This window comes from Clostridium boliviensis, from assembly GCF_033342255.1.
Lineage (GTDB): Bacteria > Bacillota > Clostridia > Lachnospirales > Lachnospiraceae > Lacrimispora > Lacrimispora boliviensis.
The window spans coordinates 307604-327322 of sequence record NZ_JAWONS010000099.1 but is presented as its reverse complement, the minus strand read 5'-3'; the positions used below and the strand labels follow the sequence as shown (position 1 = coordinate 327322).

Genomic DNA, 19719 nt, shown 5'->3' with positions numbered 1-19719 from the left:
CTGGGATTTCTTGCCAAGGAAATCTTTTCCTTTCACTACAGCTTTTGCTAAATCACAGTCAATACCCTCTAATGCTGCAACCAGTTTATCAGATGCAGTACCATTGGCAACACCAACGCTGAAGGTATCTAAATATTCTTTGCAAGCTGCTTTTACTTCATCAGATGATTTTTCAGAATTGCTAAGCTCTTCTACCTTATTCTTTAATCCTTCTCTGATAGCATTCTGTGCTAAAAGCATACCATAACCAAATTCTGCATTATCTTCAAACAGAGAGTTAGACCATGCAGGACCCTGTCCCTTAGCATTTACAGTATAAGGTGTAGAAGGTGATGAGTTACCCCAGATAGAGGAACATCCTGTAGCATTTGCAATATACATTCTGTCACCGAATAACTGAGTTACCAGTTTTGCATAAGGTGTCTCGCCGCAGCCTGCGCATGCTCCTGAGTACTCAAGAAGAGGCTGTTTGAACTGGCTGCCCTTAACAGATGCTTCTTTAAATTTATCAATAACTTCCTGCTTAACCGGCAGAGTCTGACCAAAATCAAATCTCTTCTGAATAACTTCGCTGTTAGCTTCCATGTTAACCATGGTAAGAGCTTTCTCGCCCTTCTTGCCTGGGCAAACATTTGCACAGGAACCGCAGCCGGTACAATCTAAAGCAGATACGGTAATTGCAAACTGATATCCTGGCATACCTGTCATTGGAAGTGTCTTCATCTCTTCCGGTTTCTTAGCAGCCTCTTCTTCTGTTAAAGCGATTGGACGGATAACAGCGTGAGGACATACATAAGAACAGAAGTTACACTGAATACAGTTATCAGGATTCCACTGAGGAATATTTACTGCAATACCACGTTTCTCGTAAGCAGATGATCCTGAAGGTGTAGAACCGTCAGCATAATCAACAAAAGCAGATACTGGTAAGGAATTACCATCCTGAGCACTTACTTTAATCTGAACATTGTTTACAAAATCAACAACATCCTGTCTGCCTTCTGTGATCTTCTTATAATCAAGACCTTCATCTTCGCTGTTCTTCCAGCTTTCTGGTACGTCGACCTTAACAACACCCTTAGCGCCGGCATCAATTGCTGCCCAGTTCTTCTGAACGATCTCATCACCCTTACGTCCGTAAGTTGCTTTAGCAGCAGCTTTCATCAGTTCGTTTGCTTTCTCAGCAGGAATGATTCCTGTCAGTTCAAAGAATGCAGACTGAAGAATTGTGTTGATACGAGTTGGACCCATACCGGTTTCAATACCGATCTTCACACCGTCAATGGTATAGAACTTGATATTATGATCAGCAATATATTTCTTAACCTGTCCTGGTAAGTGCTTTTCAAGACCTTCCTTATCCCATGGGCAGTTTAATAAGAATACACCACCATCAACCAGTTCCTGAACCATGTTGTACTTACGGATATAGGAAGGATTGTGGCATGCTACGAAATTCGCTTTGCGAATTAAATATGTGGACTTAATCGGCTTATGTCCAAAACGAAGGTGAGACATTGTAACACCGCCGGACTTCTTGGAATCATAGTCAAAGTAAGCCTGTGCGTACATATCAGTATTGTCACCGATAATCTTAATGGAGTTCTTGTTAGCACCTACGGTACCGTCAGCGCCAAGACCCCAGAACTTACAGTTTGAAGTTCCTTCCGGAGTTGTAACGATCTCATCGCCTGTCTCAAGAGAAAGGTGAGTTACATCATCAACAATACCAATGGTGAATGGAGATTTTGTCTTGTTTTCGTAAACAGCTGTGATCTGGGTAGGAGTTGTGTCTTTGGAACCAAGGCCGTAACGTCCGGTAAGAATCTTAACCTGATCATACTTTGTTCCCTTTAAGGCTGCAACAACATCTAAGTATAACGGCTCGCCTAAAGAACCTGGCTCTTTTGTTCTGTCTAAAGTAGAAATAGTCTTAACTGTCTCAGGAAGTGCATCGATTAAAGCCTGTGCGCTGAATGGTCTGTAAAGACGTACTTTAATCACACCAACCTTATGACCAGCTGCAACTAAATAATCAAGAGTTTCTTCAATAGTATCATTAACAGAACCCATAGCAACAATTACATGGTCTGCATCTGCTGCACCATAGTAGTTGAAAAGTTTGTAATCAGTACCGATCTTTGCATTCACCTTGTCCATATATTTCTGAACAATTGCAGGCAGTGCATCATAATACGGATTGCATGCTTCTCTTGCCTGGAAGAAGATGTCAGGGTTCTGAGCGGAACCTCTCAGGCATGGATGATTTGGATTTAACGCATGTTTGCGGAACTCATCAACGGAATCCATATTTACCATTTCTTTTAAATCTTCATAATCCCATGTTTCAACCTTCTGAATCTCATGAGAAGTACGGAAACCATCAAAGAAGTTAATGAATGGTACTTTTCCCTCAAGAGCTGCCATATGAGCAACTGGAGTTAAGTCCATAACTTCCTGTACGCTGGATTCGCACATCATAGCGCAACCGGTCTGGCGGCAAGCATATACATCAGAGTGGTCACCAAAGATTGATAAAGCATGGCTTGCTATTGCACGAGCGGATACATTGATAACACCAGGTAACTGCTCTCCGGCAATTTTATAAAGATTAGGGATCATAAGTAACAGACCCTGGGAAGCTGTATAGGTGGTGGTCAGAGCACCTGCTGCCAAGGAACCGTGAACCGCACCTGCGGCACCTGCCTCAGACTGCATCTCTGTAATGTGCACTGTCTGGCCAAAAATATTAGTTCTTCCGTCTGTAGACCATTCATCTGTAGCTTCTGCCATAGGTGAAGACGGTGTAATAGGATAGATTGCCGCTACATCAGTAAATGCATAGGATGCATGAGCTGCTGCATGGTTTCCATCCATGGTTTTCATTTTTCTTGCCATTCTTGATTTCCTCCTGCAAATGTGAATATTGTATAATTTGGTTCCCATTAAGGGAAAGTGACCTGACATTATTATAACAATTATTCAACAAAAAGCAAATATTAAAACAGGAAAATAAAGTATTATTTTCAAAACAATTTAAAAAAGACAGTATCAGATTGTAAAATACGCCTGATACTGTCTTATTTTGCTGCTTTTTTACTGGTTCATGGGATTGGGCGGAATCACATTCTGGCTGTTATCCTCCGTTGTACCTTCGGTCTCCGGCTGCGTGGCAGCATTATTCTGGGTCTGTGCCGGCTGGGTCTGTGCCGGCTGCGTCTGTGCCGGCGTCTCCCCTGCATTTACTCCCGGACCATAGCCAGCTGGCGACGAAGCCTGGGTATTAGGCTGGTTATTTTCCGGTACAGAACCTGCCGGATCTGTCGCCGGTATCACAACGCCGGATGTATTGCGCTTAATGGTAGCAGACTTTCCGCGGTACGTGCTGTTATGGAAGAATTCATCACTTACCACTTTACCATCTTTTTTCGTTACCAGATTAGTCACCCAGCGGCTTCCCTTGGTTTCCTGCTTAATGACTTTTTCTTCTCCGGGCTGCATCGTCTGGTCCTCTTCATAAATCGGTTCCGGAGCATCTAACTCTGTCGTCTTTTGGGAGGTCATTGACAATGTCACTCCCTTTTCCAGTATCGGGATTCCCACTACGGAAATCTTAAGTTTGCGGTCAGAAAAGCTGGTTCTGATTGCAATGGCACTGGATGAATTATTTATGAACTTCATATCCGGTCCGCCAAAACTTACCATGGCATCCTCACCCGGCGTTACATAAGAAGGTTCATAACTGTGAGCATGCCGCTCCGTTGTTGTCAATCCTGCAAAAACAACTGCATTGTACAGTGTGGAAGAAACCTGGCATACACCGCCGCCCGGTTCTTCAATCAGAACTCCGTTTAAATAAGCTCCTGCGGGGCGGTAGCCCTTCTCAGAGGAACGTTCTCCGGTCGCCTTATTAAAAGAGAACTCTTCACCAGGCTGAAGTATCAGACCATTGAGAGCTATGGAAGCCAGTTCAATGTTCTTATTCCTGTCACTGTTGGCAGTGGTGGTAGTGGAATAAGTACCTATCACCTGATACAATTCCTTCGCCTGCTCTTTCGTTATCTCAGGATCAGTCTCCTTCACAGCCGCCGGTATTGCTGCCTTATAATTCTTCGCCTTTATCTGTTCCAGTATATCGCCCGTCAGCTGGTCCTGATCAACGGCGATTCCTTTCTCTTCCCCGGAGTAAACGAATGTTCCGGTGCTTTTATCAAAACCTGAGATAGAGCCGTTCTTAGCGGGCACATCCCATTTTTGTGCAATTGCTTTTACCTCAGCCTTTACCTCATCGTCCATACCGTCAGTATCGATGGTATATTCTTCTTTTGTATCCTTGCTGTAAATTTCCTTCAGCAGAGTATCAATCCTGCTGTCCAGAAAATTCTTAAGTTCATAGGTTTTATCCTGATAAGTAACGTTCATTCCCCAGTCAAGAGACTGGTCAATGGTTTTTCGTGCTTCCGTTTTTGATAAACCCGTAATGGAAATACCATCTACACGGACCTCTTTTTTCAGCTGGGTGTCAGAGACTGTCGTAGAATTCACATCTGTCTCCTTTGTCTTATGACCCCCTATATACTTGACAGCAGCCATAACACTGATAACAGAAGCAACAGCGAAAACAGCCGCCAGCAAAATCTTCGTAATGCCGTACTGCGGCCCTCTTCTTCTCTTCTTCCCGCGCCTTGGCTGATAGGAACTTCCACCTCTGTAAGACTGGCTTGTCCTTCTGCCGGAATTCTGGGTATTTCTTTTGCTTCCGTTCCTGGAGGAATTGCTTCTTCCCCCGTTTTTTTGTCTGTTATCTTCCTGACTCATTTACTTCACCTTTTTACATGATAATGTAGCATTACACTGAGTAGTATACCATACTTTGTGGGAAATGCTATTACGATTTTATGAATTTTCTTAATTATTTATCGAGTTAATTCTACATTTTACAGAACTAAAAAAACATGTTACTATAGTATTAATAAACTATTTCATTTCGGAGGTTACTATGAATTTTGTCGATCTTCACGTACATTCCAATGCTTCAGACGGTACCCTGACTCCTGCTAAAATCGTTGAGCTTGCGGCACAAAAGGGGCTTTCTGCCTTTGCGCTTACAGATCACGATACAATCGAAGGTATCCCCGAGGCACAGAAGGCTGCTCAAAATCTGCCTTTAGAAGTCATTCCCGGCATTGAAATCTCCTGTGTTTATCTGGGAGAAGAAATTCACATTTTGGGTCTTTATGTCGATCTGTCCGACAAGGAATTCCTTGCACAAACCGACCATTTAAAAGATATACGCATCAAAAGAAATGAGGAAATGATAAGCCGGTTTCAAAAAGCCGGTATCGATATCACTCTTTCTGAAGTTCAGGCCGGTAATCCGGACACTGTCATCACCCGTGCGCATTTTGCCCGTATCCTTCTGGAAAAAGGATATGTAAAAAGCATGGACCAGGCATTTAAAAAATATTTAAGCTACACCGGCCCTTACTGTCCGCGCAAGGAAAAAATCACTCCGGAGCACGCCATGAAAATGCTGGGAAATTGCGGTGCCTCACCCGTTCTCGCACACCCTTACCAGTATCATCTGGGAGACAAAAAAACGGAAGAACTGGTCTCCTTTTTAAAGGAACTGGGGCTTCATGGCCTGGAGGTTTACCATTCCTCTAATAATCAGCATGAAAGCGGCAAATTAAAAAAACTGGCAAAAAAATACCAGCTCTTTCCCACCGGCGGCTCTGATTTTCACGGATCAAATAAACCCGATATTGATTTAGGAACCGGGAGAGGCGGACTTCGGGTATCAGCCCTGCTTCTTGATGATATAAAAAGAATACGGCAGGAAAAGGGACTGTAACCTCATCCTGCCCAAATTACATACTAACCAATTTTACCTTCATCCATATAGCGGGCAAGATCCATGGCAAAATATGTAATAAGTATATCCGCGCCTGCACGATAGATACACACAGCCGACTCACAGACCGTTTTTTCTTCGTCCAGATATCCCGCTTTTGCAGCCGCCTTAATCATGGAGTATTCTCCGCTTACGCTGTACGCTGCCACAGGTACGTCACTTATGTCTGATACCTCACGAATGATATCGAGATAGGAAAGTGCCGGTTTCACCATTACAATATCTGCGCCCTCAGCAACGTCAAGCTCCACTTCTTTTATTGCTTCCTTTCTGTTATGGTAATCCATCTGATAGCTCTTACGGTCTCCGAAGGAAGGAGCCGATCCCGCAGCATCCCGGAACGGTCCGTAAAAAGCAGACGCATATTTCGCTGAATAAGCCATAACAGGAACATTGATATATCCTGCGTCATCAAGGGCCAGCCTTATGGAGCGGATTCTTCCATCCATCATATCAGAAGGCGCCACCATATGGGCACCTGCTCTGGCATGGGAAACTGCAATTCGGTTTAAATACTCCAAAGTCTTATCATTATCCACATACTCTCCGTCTAAGATACCGCAATGCCCGTGAGACGTGTATTCACACATACATACATCTGTAATGATATAAACAGAGGGATAATATTCCCTGATATAGCGAATAGTTCTCTGCACAATCCCATTATCATCATAAGCCTGACTGCCGCAGCTGTCTTTTAAGGCCGGTATTCCAAACAGGATCACCTTACTGACTCCAGCAGCCGTAAGTTGATTAAGGATAACAGAAAGCTGGTCTAAACTGTATCGGTACTGCCCTTCCATAGAAGGGATTTCTTCCATAATTCCTTCCCCGTCCACTGCGAACAAGGGATAAACAAGGGACTGCTTTGATACTCTGGTCTCCCGCACCATCTTTCTTAAGGTTTCAGATGTTCTGAGTCTTCTGGGTCTGAATAATAAATCCATTTCCTTTACCTCCCTTTTGTACCTGTCCTATTATACACCCTCTCAAATAAGATTCAAGTAATTCTTGCGGCATTGGAAAAGATTGCTTATAATAGCAGATGTACAATATGAACCAGAAACGAGGTACGGTATTATGGATGAATTCTATCAGGCAATTGAAAAAGCCATTCGCAACACCGGATATGACGGTCAGGTAAACGGACAGGATATCTACGATGAAATCTGTGATGAGATTGACGACAAAGAACCCGGAGCTTATGTGTTCATGTCTAAAAAAACGGATGAAATATTCTTTGAGTACAAGATTCAGATCTTTGAAGATCAGTTTAATTTAAGTGCCATTGACATTCACTCCGGCGGAAAGGTTTATCACGCAGACCTTGATTAATAGAAAAAAGGATTCACAGAAGACTGAATGCAGCTTCCTCGAATCCTTTTTTCTTATTGTTTTACCGTTCTTTTACGTTTTTCACGTTCCCTGATCCTGATTCTTTTATTAACAGTTTCTTTTAAAATCGCATAGAGAACAGAAGAAAGCGGGATAAATATCAGCATCCCCACAATTCCCATGGCACTGCCACCTATTGTCACAGCTACCAGAACCCAAATAGCAGGAAGTCCGACTGAATTGCCGACAACATGGGGATAAATTAAATTCCCTTCGATCTGCTGCAGAACAAAAAAGATTATGAGGAACAATGCTGCATCAAAAGGCTTCACCATCAGCATTAAAAAAGCTCCGATTGCACAGCCGATGAATGCACCAAACATTGGGATCAGTGCAGTAAAGGCGATCAGCACTCCAATGAGAAGCGCATATGGAAGACGTAATATGGATAATGTGATAAAAAACATACTTCCCAGTATAACAGCCTCCACACACTGCCCGGTCAGAAAATTTGAAAATGTCCGGCCGGAGAGACTTAATATTTCTGAAATTCTTTGGGATGCCTGGTCAGGGAGAAACGCTTTCATAAGCTTTTTCATCTGTCTGGATAAGTTTTCCTTCTGTAAAAGAATATAAACTGCAAATACCACACCGATCGCAAAGGTTGTGACTCCGCTTATAATGCTTAAAGCTGCAGATAACGTGGAGGACAGAACCGTTCCGGCGCCAACGGATAGAAACTGCACAATTCTCTCAATATATGATTTCCAGTCAATCTGGATATTGTTGATGTAATCTGCAATTTCCGGATATTGGGAAAACAGCTTTTCTGCCCCCTGCTTTACATCATTCCAAAATACAGGCAGGCTGTACTGAAGATTTAATACTGTATCAAACAGCTGGGGGATCACTACAAAAGTAACCAGAAGCAAAATCCCGATCACAAATAAAAATGTCAGGCACAGGCTTAAGGGGCGTCGAAACTGACTTTCCTTTTTTACCGGCAGAATACGTTCAATCGCCCGCATCGGAACATTTAAAACAAACGCCAATACGCCGCCAAGCAAAAATGGTGTTATAATCCCAACTACGCGTACAAGAAGTGCAAATAAACTTCTATAATTAATACCTGCTACTACTGCAACCACTGTAAATACGATCAACCAGCGGATTTTTTTAATTGTGTTATCATTTAATTCCATTTAGTCCTCCATATAACTCTTCTTGAAATACATTTTGAATTTCCTGTAATGACGCCTGAAAAGTCCCCTGCGCCAGCAGGGTGCTGCCCCCTCCACGTCCGTTCAATCTCTCATTCAACCGGCGGCTCAATGCACGCATATCACCAGCACTGCTTCCTGCAGCATACTGATACGTCCCTTCTCCCCCGGAACATACCAACACGATACTGCCCTTATTTTCCTCGTAAAGCATGGTACAAAACAATCTGAGCTGTGCAGGCATAAGATTATCCTCAATTACCAGCAGAGGGGAATCCGATGCTGGGAATTCTGCCGTCTTGCGTTCAAGCAGTTCTCTGGTAAGCTGGTTTAAGACACCATCTTTTTTAAGACCATCCTCTTTTAACTTAGAAACTGCCTCCACTACGCTGTCAGGCTTTGCTGATAATAATACGGAAATCCCCTGGACAGCATTTGATTTTCTTCGATAATCAAGCAGTGCCTGTCTGCCGCACAGCAGTGATACCCGGACACCGCCCTTATAACGTGCCACGCCTGTAACTTTTAATATTCCGATCTCTCCTGCAGTCATTACGTGAGTTCCGCAGCATGCACATATATCTGCTCCCGGGAATTCAATAATCCGTACCTGACCACTCAATTCCTTTTTGCTTCTATAATCCAGCATTTCTAACTCTTCCTTTGACGGATAAGTCTCCAGGACCGGTATATTCTGCCAGATCAGCTCATTGACCTCTTCTTCCACTTCTTCAGCCTGCTCCATAGTCAGCAGCCCGTTAAAATCAACAGTCACTTCGTCCCTTCCCATATGAAATCCAATATTATCGTAACCGTAATGCTTATGTACCACGCCTGAAAACAAATGCTCTCCGGAATGATTCTGCATATGGCTAAATCTCCGCTCCCAGTTAAGTGTCCCGGTTACCAGCGTCTTTTCCGGAATGGGCCTGTCTGTAATATGAACAATTCCTTCCGGCCGTTCCCTCACATCGGAAACCAGAGCTTCTCCTAAAGTTCCGGTATCCGCCGGCTGTCCGCCACCCTCAGGGTAAAAGGCCGTCCGGCTTAAGCGAACCAGATATTTTCCATCTTTATCCGGCCTGCACTCAACCACTTCAGCTTCAAACAGCTTCACATAAGGTTTCTCATAGTATAATTTTTCCATCTTTTACTCCTTTTAATCCTGTTGTAACTAATTATACACAACATTTCTTTCAGTTCAATCAAAATAAATCTAAAATTTTTTATAAAAAATGGAAACAGTGGCAAGCTGACTTTCATACTATTACAGTGTAAACAAAATATTTGGAGGAACCAATATGAGTGATCTGGCAGCAACTAACTGTGGATGCGGATGCGATTGCAACAGCGGAGGATGCGGTAATAGCGGTTGTAATATTATCTGGATTATCCTTCTCCTGTGCTGCTGCGGCGGTAATAGCTTCGGCGGCGGATGCGGCAACAGTTGTGGCGGTTGCGGAAATGATGGTTGTGGTAGTTGGATTTGGATCATCATTCTTCTGTGCTGCTGCGGCGGTAATGGCTTCGGCGGCGGATTCGGCGGATTCGGCTGCTAAACAAAACATAAAACAGGACCCGAACCATCTTTGGTTTGGGTCCTGTTTCCGTTTACCCCCGGCTTTGACCTTTATTCTGTCCCGGTCTGGTAAAAGAGGCCTGACTGGTCGTGCCTTCCTGGCTGTTTCTGTTTTGTTTCTGTTTCATGCATTCATCGTCAATTTCATAAACCGCATTTCCATCTATGATTAGTCTGTTTCTCATATATATCACTCTCCTGTAATACTAATATATGCAGCCGCATATATTGTCAACAAGAAAAGTAAGGATCTCATGACATGAATAATGAAAATAGTGTCCATGCAAATGAATTAGATTCCCGTATCGGCGATAATCATCTTGATATGATGAAGGCTGCCCTGCCTTTTATGAATGCTCCCCAGCAACGGTTCATCTCCACCTTTGTCAAATTTAATGAACTTCAGCGCACCATAAACCTATTTGAAGATGGAGAAGTTGCTGCTATGGGAATCTGTTCCGCAGGCGAAAATAAGCGGCCTGGCTCTCCCCTGGAGATGTTAAATACCATTAAACCCTATGCGAATCCTTCCGAGCAGGACTTAATTGACCTGTTTATTAACATTTTCCAGGGATTCAATCTGGCAAATGCTTACACAGAAACCGTTCCCAGCTCCACCATCCCCCTGCAGGCACAATCACCGGGACAGAAACAGACACAGGGCGACGGACAAAACCGCTCCAACAATGCCAACCGTCAAAACAATCCATTTGGCAAAATGCCGTTTGAGCAGCTGAAAAATTTCATGCCGCCGGAGCAGCAGTCCCGTCTGGAAACCATGCAGCTTATGATGAACGCCATGCAGCAGATGAATTAAAGCATTATTGTCCCCCATCCCGTTCTATACATATGCACAAGAAAGGAAGCGTATCGACTTATGAATACAAACTGGAAACAGGACCCACGATTAAAAAATATGAATCCTCAGAAACTTTCCATGCTGACCGAATTTGCAAAACGGGCGGAATCCGTCCCAAAAGACCAGCTTTTCCAGACTCTTATGAGTGTGAGCGCAGAGGCGAATCAGAAAGGAATTCAGTTCAGCGACGAAGAAACAGATCTTCTTATTTCCATTATCAGCGCCAACATGAATCCAAGCGACCGGCAGCGGGTGGAAACCATTCGCATGCTTTCGAAAAATATGATGAAACGAAATGGAAAGAAATAAAAAACAGGTGTCAGGACACAAGCCCTGGCACCTGTTTTTTATACAAATTTACTAAAAACTTAATGTTGCCAGAAGAACTTGAATTAGTTTAAATGGTACTAAAGTTAAGCCTATTGCAATTGTACTATTTTTATTTCTAATCACGCTATTTATATTCAAACTTTCTATATGAAAATGCATTTATTGTTGCATAATTTTCAACAATTCTGTATCTTCTGCGGTCAGGGGCTGATGTCGTCCACGTACTTTGCCATACACCATCATCATCTACCCAATAATAATTTACCCCATCTGCTGCTACTGATTCTGTTTTATAAGAAACTAAATGCTGCCAGAAGCAGTTGTGTTATCAGCAGCGAAAGATAAGAGCCCCGGACACGAAGCCGATAAACAAAACCAACGCTGCCATAGATCAGCCACAGCCTTAAAAGATTGACTGTCAGTACGATGTCCTTTGCTGATATTAAGATCGCAGCACTAATGCAGATACTTCCAGTCAGTATTACCCATCTAAGGATATCACCAATCCGAAATAATAGATTTTTCAATTTTGTACGGCTTAAAAAGTATATAGTGCCTTCTATGTACACTCCTTTTCCCTTCTTTATATCATGAAGATCGCCAGTAAAGTAAATCAGAAAATTAATAATTAACGCCAGATAAAGCGCCAGATTCAACTGGTTAAAATACAATTCCCCCTTTGAGAACAATAAAATTTTCAGCACCAGAGTGATCACGGAGATGAGAAGTAACGTACAAACAATTGCTGCAGTTTTTTTTACAGGAATACCTAGTAATCTATTCTGCTTTTCTGCGATTAGCCGTGACCTCTTTTCATAAGCGTCACTGGAAGGAAATCCAAATATGATATAACGATTATTCTGGCATAGAATCTCTCCTTTTCCAGTCTTCAATTTCTCAATTTCTTCATCTAAATCATCATCTAAATATTTATAAAAAACAGCATACACCTTTGGTGCATCCGTGTCTGTATGACAAAATTTCAGAATTCTGGAAGAGTTCCCTATCATACCGCAAGGAGAATATCCCTTTTTACTCTGCTTTTCTATCAACTCAGTCAAAGCGGCATACTCATAGAATTGATAATTATTATATACTATTTTATCCATACTCTTCCCCTTTTTCTGATCTGTTAACCATTACAAATTCATCATATACTCAATATGCAGGTTTATCAACCAGATTGTTGCAATTATAATTAGATTGACAACAATTTTCCAGACACCAATCCAAGTATATCAGATTGGTCAATGCCGGGAACTGACACCCTAATTTATTCTTGACAAATGCCATTATATATCAGTTAATTGTAGCCGATCCACTTGCATATCACAATCTCATCATGGTATAATAAAGAAAAGGACGGTGATAAAATGCCTGAGATATCATTATTCTATGGTATACGCATAACTATGTACTATAACGATCATACGCCACCACATTTTCATGCCGAGTATAATGGTAGTAAAGCATTGGTGGACATTATTAACATACAAGTAATAAGAGGTTCATTGCCAAATAAGCAATTACGTTTAATACTTGCATGGTGTACAATCCATCAGGATGAATTAATGCAAAACTGGGAACTAACAAAAGATCAAAAGCCATTAAATAGAATCAATCCTTTAATATAGGAGGTGTGAATATGCAAGATTATTTTCCTGTGGTTGTACAAGTGATACCACTAGACAATTATCATGTACAAGTATTTTTTGATAATGGAAAGATTGTCGATTATAACGCAACAAATCTTTTACAAGGCGAAGTATTTAAACCACTGCAAGATATTCAGACATTTAAAGATACATGCACAGTATTAAACGATACTTTAGCATGGGACATATCAGGCAACAGGGATCCAAGTGAGAGTATAGATATTGACCCGTTCACGCTTTATGAGTTGGATTCAATTAACCACTTAATTGCATAAAAGTATATATAAGCATCAAAAAAGGCGGTCGTGAAGTACTTTACCTTTTTAGGGAATAAAACCTTCCAAACTTAGTGGCAAAACCAGTTGTTTAGTAGTGTATTTGGTTATTGGCATAATTAATTATACCATGGATTACGGACTCTTCGGAGTCCGTTTTTCTATTTTTAAGTAAAAAGGGGAGCTATTGCTCCAATAGATTATTCATCTATTTTTTCAACAGCCCCGTTTTTTCTTTATATTTATTCATTCAATCGTTCCGGATACAACAGCATCAACTGGCTGAGTACCAAATCCCAGTTTCGGTATCGTTGTGTCCATTTCTTTTTAACATTCTGACTTGCCAAATCGCTTCTTTGAAACTCACGATTAGTTATAACAGGTAAGCCCCTTATAGAATCAAGATTTTCCGCCTATTTAATGGTTTTATAATTCAGCTTGTTTTATTTACAGACGATATTAATGATCCTTCCAGGAACATAAATTTCCTTCACAATGGTTCCGGTAATCTTATCGGGAATCAGTGCTTTTCCTGCTTCAATTGCATCTTCCTTTGATACATCAGCCGGAAGTTTTACAACGGCTCTTGTTTTTCCGTTCACCTGAACTGCCACTTCGATTTCATCCTCTTTCATGGCCTCTTCACTCCACTCCGGCCATGCTGCATGGAATACAGTATCTGTGCCGCCAAGCTGCTGCCACAGTTCCTCTCCGATATGAGGTGCAAATGGAGCAAGAAGAATCACAAAAGTCTTTAATGTCTCTTTATCAATGCCGCCGGCTGTTTTTGCCAGCTCAATAAACTTGTTGTTATATTCCATAAATCCGGATATTACGGTATTTAAGTTAAACTGGTTAAAACGCTGTTCAATGTCAAATACCAGTTTGTTGCGGAGACAGATCATTTCCTTTGTCGCTTTTACGTCTTTCCCGCAGTTGTCTGATACCAGATTATAGAAACGGTTTAAGAAACGGCTGACTCCTTCAATTCCCCTGTCATCCCACTCGGCATCTAACTCCGGCGGGCCTACAAAGAGCTCATACATTCGGAGGGAATCACATCCATAATCCTGAACCAGCTCGTCAGGTGAAACCACGTTACCCTTTGACTTACTCATCTTGATTCCGTTTTTACCGGTAATCATACCCTGGTTAAACAGCTTTTTAAACGGTTCATCAAAATCCACCACACCGATGTCGGATAAAAACTTGGTGTAGAAACGGGAATACAGAAGATGAAGAACAGCATGCTCCACACCACCGATATACATATCTACAGGAAGGAATTTGTCTGCCTTTTCTCTGGAAACCAGTTCTTTATCATTGTGACTGTCTACGTAGCGGAGGAAATACCAGGAAGATCCTGCCCACTGCGGCATGGTATTGGTCTCTCTCTTTGCAGCCGCACCGCATACCGGACAGGTGGTGTTTACCCACTCCTCAATATCAGCCAGAGGGGATTCTCCTGTACCAGTAGGCTGATAACTTTCCACTTCCGGAAGAGTAAGAGGAAGCTGGTCTTCAGGTACCGGAACATTGCCGCAGTGAGGGCAGTGAACGATGGGAATCGGCTCACCCCAGTAACGCTGTCTGGAAAATACCCAGTCACGAAGCTTGAAGTTCACCGTTTTCTTTCCAAGACCTCTGGCTTCGATCATGGCAGGCGCTTTCTTTTTAAGAACTGCTGATTCCATACCGTTCCATTCTCCGGAATTGATCATGGTTCCGTTAGCGTCTGTATAGGCCTCTGTCATGTTCTCAATTTCTTTGCCGTCTTTTGCAATTACCTGAATGATTGGAATATTGAATTTGGTTGCAAACTCAAAATCTCTGTCGTCATGAGCGGGAACGCACATGATAGCACCTGTACCGTAATCACCAAGTACGTAATCGGAAATCCAGATCGGAACCTTTGCACCGCTTAAAGGATTAACCGCGTAGCTTCCCGTAAATACACCTGTTTTTTCCTTATCCTGCAAACGGTCAACATTGGATTTCATAGAAGCGTCATAGATATACTGTTCCACTGCAGCCTGTGTCTCAGGTACTGCAAGAGAAGACGCAAGAGCATGCTCCGGTGCAAGCACCATAAAAGTTGCTCCATATAACGTATCAGGTCTTGTGGTGTAAACCGTAATGGCCTCATCTCTTCCCTCGACCTTGAAATCCACCTCTGCGCCGTAAGATTTTCCGATCCAGTCTGTCTGCATCTTCTTAACCTTTTCCGGCCAGTCAAGCTTATCTAAGTCATTTAAAAGACGGTCTGCATAAGCGGTGATTTTTAACATCCACTGTCTTAAATTCTTCTTGGTTACGGTAGTTCCGCAGCGTTCGCAGCAGCCGTTTACCACTTCTTCGTTAGCAAGACCTGTTTTACAGGAAGGACACCAGTTAATGGGGAATTCCTTTTCATAAGCAAGGCCCTTCTTAAACATCTGCACAAAAATCCACTGAGTCCACTTGTAAAAAGCCGGATCTGTGGTATTGACTTCCATATCCCAGTCGTAAACAGCAGCAATTTCATCAATCTGCCTTTTGATGTTCTTTACATTCTCAGCCGTAGATTTTGCCGGATGCACGCCCATCTTAATTGCGTAATTTTCTGCCGGAAGGCCAAACGCATCCCAGCCCATGGGATGGATCACATAATGACCCTTCAAGATCTGATAACGGCTCCAGACATCAGAGATGACATAGCCTCTCCAGTGACCTACATGAAGACCGCTGCCGGACGGATAAGGGAACATATCCAGACAATAATATTTTGGTTTTTTTCCATCGTCCACATTGATCGGATTTTTTGCCCAATTCTCACGCCACTTTTTTTCAATGGCGCTATGATTATAAGATGATGCCATAACAATATTCCTCCTTTAGTTATAAAAAAAAAAGCGTCTCCAACCGTAACAAAACGGTTATAGAGACGCAGAATCTACCGCGTGGTACCACTCTATTTCATACAAAGCGTATGCACTCAACCGGACAGATGCTTCTGTCCGCCCGCTGTAACGGTCGGGAAACCGGCTATACCTACACAAAAGCCATGGCTTTCTTCAGTATGCTACTCAAAGGCCAGTTCAGCTGTCTTCCCCAACCGGCTCTCACCAACCGCCGGCTCTCTGAATGTTTCAGACTGCTTACTACTCCTGATCACTGTATTTTTGCTAACTGTAAATGTAACATAATTGCCGGGAGGTGTCAACCTGATTTTATGCAAACTCTGTAATAACAAAGGAAATGGCAGATAATATAAAAAATAATACTATGCCGACATTCAAAAACAGAATCTTTCCTGCTCCCCTGCCCCAGACTGCTTCTTCCCCCTGCCAGAACATCCAGTCTTTCCTTTTAATAATAAACAGCACGATTCCCGCAATCATGGATCCATACAGAACCAGGGCATAAATCGCTGCCATCGCCATGGATTTCTGAATATAGATTGCCGCCACTGATCCTAAAAAGTTAATGATCATATGGAATACAATGGTATAACGGATTCTTCCTGTTCTGGTATAAATATAGCCAAACACAAGGCCGATTCCAAATGCGTAAAAAAATTGATAAAAATTCCCGTGGCAGAGTCCGAAAATCACTGCAGACACTAAAATAGCTGCCTTATCTCCATATCTGCGGATCCGGTCAATGATAAGCCTGCGGAAAAGTATTTCTTCACATACCGGTGCCATAACCACCATAATTGCAAAAATAGTCCCTGTACTCAGCCCCTTAAGCACTTCCGTCACCGGATTTACCATCGGTCTTCCTTCCAGCGCGCTGATCAGGCTCATGAGCAGCCGCCCCAGTAAATTACCTGCAATCAATGCAGTGATACAGATAAAATATGAGCAGACCAGCAAATTTTTATCCGCTTTCCTGCTTACAGGCTTATGAGTGACAGGCATATTCTTTATAATCAAAAATAAAATCATACCTCCTGCTGCATAATTGGCCAGGGAAGTGGCAAATAAGTACCAGTTGCGGGATAAATCTAAAATCCCTTCCCGATTAACTACATAAATAAAAATCCTTAACACAATTTGAAGAACAATTGATGCACTCAGAAAACCGGTATATCCAATTCCGATTCTTCCAAATGCTTTTCTTGCGGCTCTCGTCTCTTCCACTCGCCCCTTACCTCCTGCTGAATTGTTACCAGTTTATCACATAACCATAAAATACGCAATTCCTCCAGCAGTCTTCCGGTAACATAAAACGGCGGACCCACATGTGTTCTGGGTCCGCCTGAATCATAATTTATTATGCCTCCATCCGGTCAACCTTGGATGCCCGCTCTTCAACTTCTTTCTTCTGCACATCTCCCGGAGCCAGCTCATAACGGCTGAACTCATATTCAAAGGTGCCAATTCCTCCGGTCATGGAGCGAAGATCTGTATTATAGCCAAACAGCTCTGACACAGGGATATCGGCCTCTATAATCTGCTTTCCGTGATGATTGGGGTTCATGCCCAGAACCCGTCCTCTTCTCCTGTTTAAATCTCCCATAACATCTCCGGTAAATTTATCCGGTACTGTGACTTTTAATGATGCAATCGGCTCTAAAAGCACAGGATTCGCGTCCATAAAACCTTTTTTAAAGGCAAGCGTTGCAGCCATCTTAAAGGCAAGCTCTGAGGAATCTACCGGGTGATAGGATCCGTCGGTCAGTGTCGCCTTAATACCTACAACCGGATACGCAGCAAGGGGGCCCTTTAATACACATTCTGCAATTCCCTTTTCCACTGCCGGGAAATAATTTTTGGGAACTGCTCCGCCGAATACCGTCTCTTCGAATATATATGGGGTTTCCAAATCTCCAGAGGGCTCAAAGGTCATCTTAACATCACCAAACTGACCGTGTCCCCCGGACTGTTTCTTATATCTTCCCGGAACCTCCACACGTTTGCGTATGGTCTCCCGGAAGGCAAATTTAGGCTTGCTTAATTCGATCTCAACCTTGTAGCGGTTTAACAGCTTACTGATCACCACATCTAACTGCTGGTCACCGATTGCGTAAAGAAGGGACTGCCGGTTCTCCGTATCGTTTACCGCCTTTAAGGTCCAGTCTTCTTCCATTAATTTAGCAAGAGCATTGGAAACCTTGTCATCATCCCCTTTTGTTTTGGTCTTATACCGCATATACGTATAGGGGGTGGAGATCTCGGGCTTGTGATATACAATGGGTGCAGAACGAAGGGCTATGGTATCTCCGGTCTGTGTCACGTTAAGCTTCGATACTGCGCCGATATCTCCGGCCTTTAATTCCGGCACTTCTATGGCTTCTTTTCCCCTCAGGAGATAAAGTTTTCCGATCTTCTCTTCCGTATCTTTATTTACATTATAAATTGCCGAATCAGATTTAAACGTTCCGGTACAGATTTTTAACAGGGAATACTTTCCGATAAAGGGATCTACGATTGTTTTAAATACACGGGCGGACAACGATACATTATCGTTGTATTTGGCAGTAAAACGTTCTCCCGTGGATACATCCACGCCGATACACTCATAGCGCTCCGGTGATGGAAAATACTTGTCAATTGCCTGCAAAACCATCTTAACACCCTGGGCATTAATTCCGGATCCTAACATGACCGGAACCATATTCCCCTGTATGACATGTTCCCGAAGTGCAGAAGAAATCTCTTCCTGGGTAAATTCATCGCCGGAGAAATACCGTTCCATGTATTCCTCGCTGATTTCAGCAACTGCCTCCATCAAAGCTTCTCTTGCAATACCCAGATTCTTCTGGCTGTAATCAGGAATCTCACATTCCACATAATCACTGTTAACAGTAAAGCGCCGCCCTGCCATTTTTACTACATTCACGAATCCCACAAACTTTTCATTCTCTCTGATGGGAAGGTGGAACGGTGCTATCCTTCTTCCAAATTCTTTTTCCAGCTTTAAAAGCAGCTCACGATAGCTGGCCTGATCATCATCCATATTGGTTACAAAAAACAATCTGGGCAGCTTGTACTTTTCACAAAGCTCCCATGCCTTTAACGTACCAACCTCAATTCCTGCCTTGCAGTTTACTACAATGACTGCAGCATCTGCCACACTGATAGCTTCTTCAACCTCACCAACAAAATCAAAATAACCGGGAGTATCAAGTAAATTAATCTTGATCGGTCCTTCCTCTCCTTCATATTCCAACGGAATCATGGAAGTGGAGATGGAGAACTGTCTCTTAATCTCTTCTTTGTCATAATCGCTGATGGTATTGCCATCGGTAATTTTTCCCATTCTGCTGATGGCTCCGGTCACTAACGCCATTGCTTCAGCAAGGGTAGTTTTGCCGGCGCCCCCGTGCCCAAGTAAGGCGACGTTACGGATCTGTTTGGTTCCATACACGTTCATAAACATTCCTCCTGTTCGGTATATAAGTTTATATATCATATTTTACTAAAAATGTCTTATAATTGCAAGCAAAAGGTACAATTTGCACAAATATTTTTCGACATTTTTCTATATTTTGATAAAAGAAAGGAAGGCTTCCGCCTCCCTTTTGATCAATTTTCTCTAAAATTGCTATTTATATACCCAAATACG

At 42.7% G+C, this 19719-nt stretch carries 17 protein-coding genes and 1 other annotated feature; of the genes, 7 read left to right on the top strand and 10 right to left on the bottom strand.

Features of this window, described 5'->3' with window-relative positions:
- A partial coding sequence (gene nifJ, locus RZO55_RS05215; protein WP_318063228.1) for a pyruvate:ferredoxin (flavodoxin) oxidoreductase occupies positions 1-2898 on the bottom strand: 2898 nt, incomplete at its 3' end.
- 198 nt (positions 2899-3096) lie between these two features.
- A complete protein-coding gene (locus RZO55_RS05210; RefSeq protein ID WP_318063227.1) occupies positions 3097-4818 on the bottom strand; it encodes a VanW family protein in 1722 nt (573 codons plus the stop codon).
- Between the two features lie 181 nt (positions 4819-4999).
- On the opposite strand from RZO55_RS05210, the gene RZO55_RS05205 reads away from it, so the two are divergent.
- A complete protein-coding gene (locus tag RZO55_RS05205; RefSeq protein ID WP_318063226.1) occupies positions 5000-5854 on the top strand; it encodes a PHP domain-containing protein in 855 nt (284 codons plus the stop codon).
- A 23-nt stretch (positions 5855-5877) separates the two neighbouring features.
- Here RZO55_RS05205 and hemB read toward each other — a convergent pair whose 3' ends face one another.
- On the bottom strand, positions 5878-6861 hold the full coding sequence (hemB, locus tag RZO55_RS05200) for a porphobilinogen synthase (RefSeq protein WP_318063225.1): 984 nt from the start codon (positions 6859-6861) through the stop codon (positions 5878-5880).
- A gap of 133 nt (positions 6862-6994) precedes the next feature.
- Here hemB and RZO55_RS05195 point away from each other — a divergent pair, with 133 nt between their 5' ends.
- On the top strand, positions 6995-7249 hold the full coding sequence (locus tag RZO55_RS05195) for a hypothetical protein (protein WP_318063224.1): 255 nt from the start codon (positions 6995-6997) through the stop codon (positions 7247-7249).
- A gap of 53 nt (positions 7250-7302) precedes the next feature.
- On the opposite strand, the gene RZO55_RS05190 is transcribed toward RZO55_RS05195, so the two are convergent.
- Together RZO55_RS05190 and RZO55_RS05185 are read right to left on the bottom strand one after the other, a co-directional pair.
- The gene (locus RZO55_RS05190) at positions 7303-8451 is read right to left on the bottom strand and encodes an AI-2E family transporter (protein WP_318063223.1); all 1149 of its coding nucleotides are present in this window, start codon (positions 8449-8451) and stop codon (positions 7303-7305) included.
- Positions 8438-9616 (bottom strand): alanyl-tRNA editing protein, encoded by a 1179-nt coding sequence (locus tag RZO55_RS05185; RefSeq protein ID WP_318063222.1) that lies wholly within the window; start codon positions 9614-9616, stop codon positions 8438-8440. The genes RZO55_RS05190 and RZO55_RS05185 overlap by 14 nt, the downstream gene beginning before the upstream one ends.
- A gap of 154 nt (positions 9617-9770) precedes the next feature.
- On the opposite strand from RZO55_RS05185, the gene RZO55_RS05180 reads away from it, so the two are divergent.
- Positions 9771-10028: a hypothetical protein gene (locus RZO55_RS05180; protein ID WP_318063221.1), complete on the top strand. Its 258-nt coding sequence runs from the start codon at positions 9771-9773 to the stop codon at positions 10026-10028.
- Between the two features lie 52 nt (positions 10029-10080).
- On the opposite strand, the gene RZO55_RS05175 is transcribed toward RZO55_RS05180, so the two are convergent.
- Complete coding sequence (locus tag RZO55_RS05175; protein ID WP_318063220.1) at positions 10081-10233, bottom strand: hypothetical protein; 153 nt, start codon at positions 10231-10233, stop codon at positions 10081-10083.
- Between the two features lie 74 nt (positions 10234-10307).
- Here RZO55_RS05175 and RZO55_RS05170 point away from each other — a divergent pair, with 74 nt between their 5' ends.
- Together RZO55_RS05170 and RZO55_RS05165 are read left to right on the top strand one after the other, a co-directional pair.
- A complete protein-coding gene (locus RZO55_RS05170; protein ID WP_318063219.1) occupies positions 10308-10865 on the top strand; it encodes a hypothetical protein in 558 nt (185 codons plus the stop codon).
- A gap of 60 nt (positions 10866-10925) precedes the next feature.
- Positions 10926-11216 carry a hypothetical protein gene (locus RZO55_RS05165; protein WP_318063218.1) on the top strand — a complete coding sequence of 97 codons (291 nt, stop codon included), beginning with the start codon at positions 10926-10928 and terminating at the stop codon, positions 11214-11216.
- A gap of 311 nt (positions 11217-11527) precedes the next feature.
- Here RZO55_RS05165 and RZO55_RS05160 read toward each other — a convergent pair whose 3' ends face one another.
- Positions 11528-12346: a hypothetical protein gene (locus RZO55_RS05160; protein WP_318063217.1), complete on the bottom strand. Its 819-nt coding sequence runs from the start codon at positions 12344-12346 to the stop codon at positions 11528-11530.
- Between the two features lie 264 nt (positions 12347-12610).
- On the opposite strand from RZO55_RS05160, the gene RZO55_RS05155 reads away from it, so the two are divergent.
- Both RZO55_RS05155 and RZO55_RS05150 read left to right on the top strand, forming a co-directional pair.
- Positions 12611-12871 carry a DUF4160 domain-containing protein gene (locus RZO55_RS05155; protein ID WP_097006381.1) on the top strand — a complete coding sequence of 87 codons (261 nt, stop codon included), beginning with the start codon at positions 12611-12613 and terminating at the stop codon, positions 12869-12871.
- 11 nt (positions 12872-12882) lie between these two features.
- The gene (locus RZO55_RS05150; protein WP_097006382.1) at positions 12883-13167 is read left to right on the top strand and encodes a DUF2442 domain-containing protein; all 285 of its coding nucleotides are present in this window, start codon (positions 12883-12885) and stop codon (positions 13165-13167) included.
- A gap of 443 nt (positions 13168-13610) precedes the next feature.
- Here RZO55_RS05150 and leuS read toward each other — a convergent pair whose 3' ends face one another.
- The 3 genes from leuS to RZO55_RS05135 form a co-directional block, all read right to left on the bottom strand.
- Positions 13611-16025: a leucine--tRNA ligase gene (gene leuS, locus RZO55_RS05145; RefSeq protein ID WP_318063216.1), complete on the bottom strand. Its 2415-nt coding sequence runs from the start codon at positions 16023-16025 to the stop codon at positions 13611-13613.
- A gap of 58 nt (positions 16026-16083) precedes the next feature.
- Positions 16084-16330 (bottom strand) — a binding site (T-box leader).
- Positions 16331-16376: 46 nt separating this feature from the next.
- Positions 16377-17291: a CPBP family intramembrane glutamic endopeptidase gene (locus RZO55_RS05140; RefSeq protein WP_318063215.1), complete on the bottom strand. Its 915-nt coding sequence runs from the start codon at positions 17289-17291 to the stop codon at positions 16377-16379.
- Positions 17292-17424: 133 nt separating this feature from the next.
- Positions 17425-19527 carry an elongation factor G gene (locus RZO55_RS05135; protein WP_318063214.1) on the bottom strand — a complete coding sequence of 701 codons (2103 nt, stop codon included), beginning with the start codon at positions 19525-19527 and terminating at the stop codon, positions 17425-17427.
- Positions 19528-19719 lie beyond the last annotated feature (192 nt).

Excerpts from the sequence above, each read along its gene's own strand:
- RZO55_RS05165 (WP_318063218.1), top strand. The coding sequence starts at position 10,926 with ATGAATACAAACTGGAAACAGGACCCACGATTAAAAAATATGAATCCT.
- leuS (WP_318063216.1), bottom strand. The coding sequence starts at position 16,025 with ATGGCATCATCTTATAATCATAGCGCCATTGAAAAAAAGTGGCGTGAG.
- RZO55_RS05190 (WP_318063223.1), bottom strand. The coding sequence starts at position 8,451 with ATGGAATTAAATGATAACACAATTAAAAAAATCCGCTGGTTGATCGTA.
- RZO55_RS05170 (WP_318063219.1), top strand. The coding sequence starts at position 10,308 with ATGAATAATGAAAATAGTGTCCATGCAAATGAATTAGATTCCCGTATC.
- RZO55_RS05175 (WP_318063220.1), bottom strand. The coding sequence starts at position 10,233 with ATGAGAAACAGACTAATCATAGATGGAAATGCGGTTTATGAAATTGAC.
- RZO55_RS05185 (WP_318063222.1), bottom strand. The coding sequence starts at position 9,616 with ATGGAAAAATTATACTATGAGAAACCTTATGTGAAGCTGTTTGAAGCT.
- RZO55_RS05150 (WP_097006382.1), top strand. The coding sequence starts at position 12,883 with ATGCAAGATTATTTTCCTGTGGTTGTACAAGTGATACCACTAGACAAT.
- RZO55_RS05180 (WP_318063221.1), top strand. The coding sequence starts at position 9,771 with ATGAGTGATCTGGCAGCAACTAACTGTGGATGCGGATGCGATTGCAAC.
- hemB (WP_318063225.1), bottom strand. The coding sequence starts at position 6,861 with ATGGATTTATTATTCAGACCCAGAAGACTCAGAACATCTGAAACCTTA.
- RZO55_RS05195 (WP_318063224.1), top strand. The coding sequence starts at position 6,995 with ATGGATGAATTCTATCAGGCAATTGAAAAAGCCATTCGCAACACCGGA.
- RZO55_RS05155 (WP_097006381.1), top strand. The coding sequence starts at position 12,611 with ATGCCTGAGATATCATTATTCTATGGTATACGCATAACTATGTACTAT.
- RZO55_RS05160 (WP_318063217.1), bottom strand. The coding sequence starts at position 12,346 with ATGGATAAAATAGTATATAATAATTATCAATTCTATGAGTATGCCGCT.
- RZO55_RS05210 (WP_318063227.1), bottom strand. The coding sequence starts at position 4,818 with ATGAGTCAGGAAGATAACAGACAAAAAAACGGGGGAAGAAGCAATTCC.
- RZO55_RS05205 (WP_318063226.1), top strand. The coding sequence starts at position 5,000 with ATGAATTTTGTCGATCTTCACGTACATTCCAATGCTTCAGACGGTACC.
- RZO55_RS05135 (WP_318063214.1), bottom strand. The coding sequence starts at position 19,527 with ATGAACGTGTATGGAACCAAACAGATCCGTAACGTCGCCTTACTTGGG.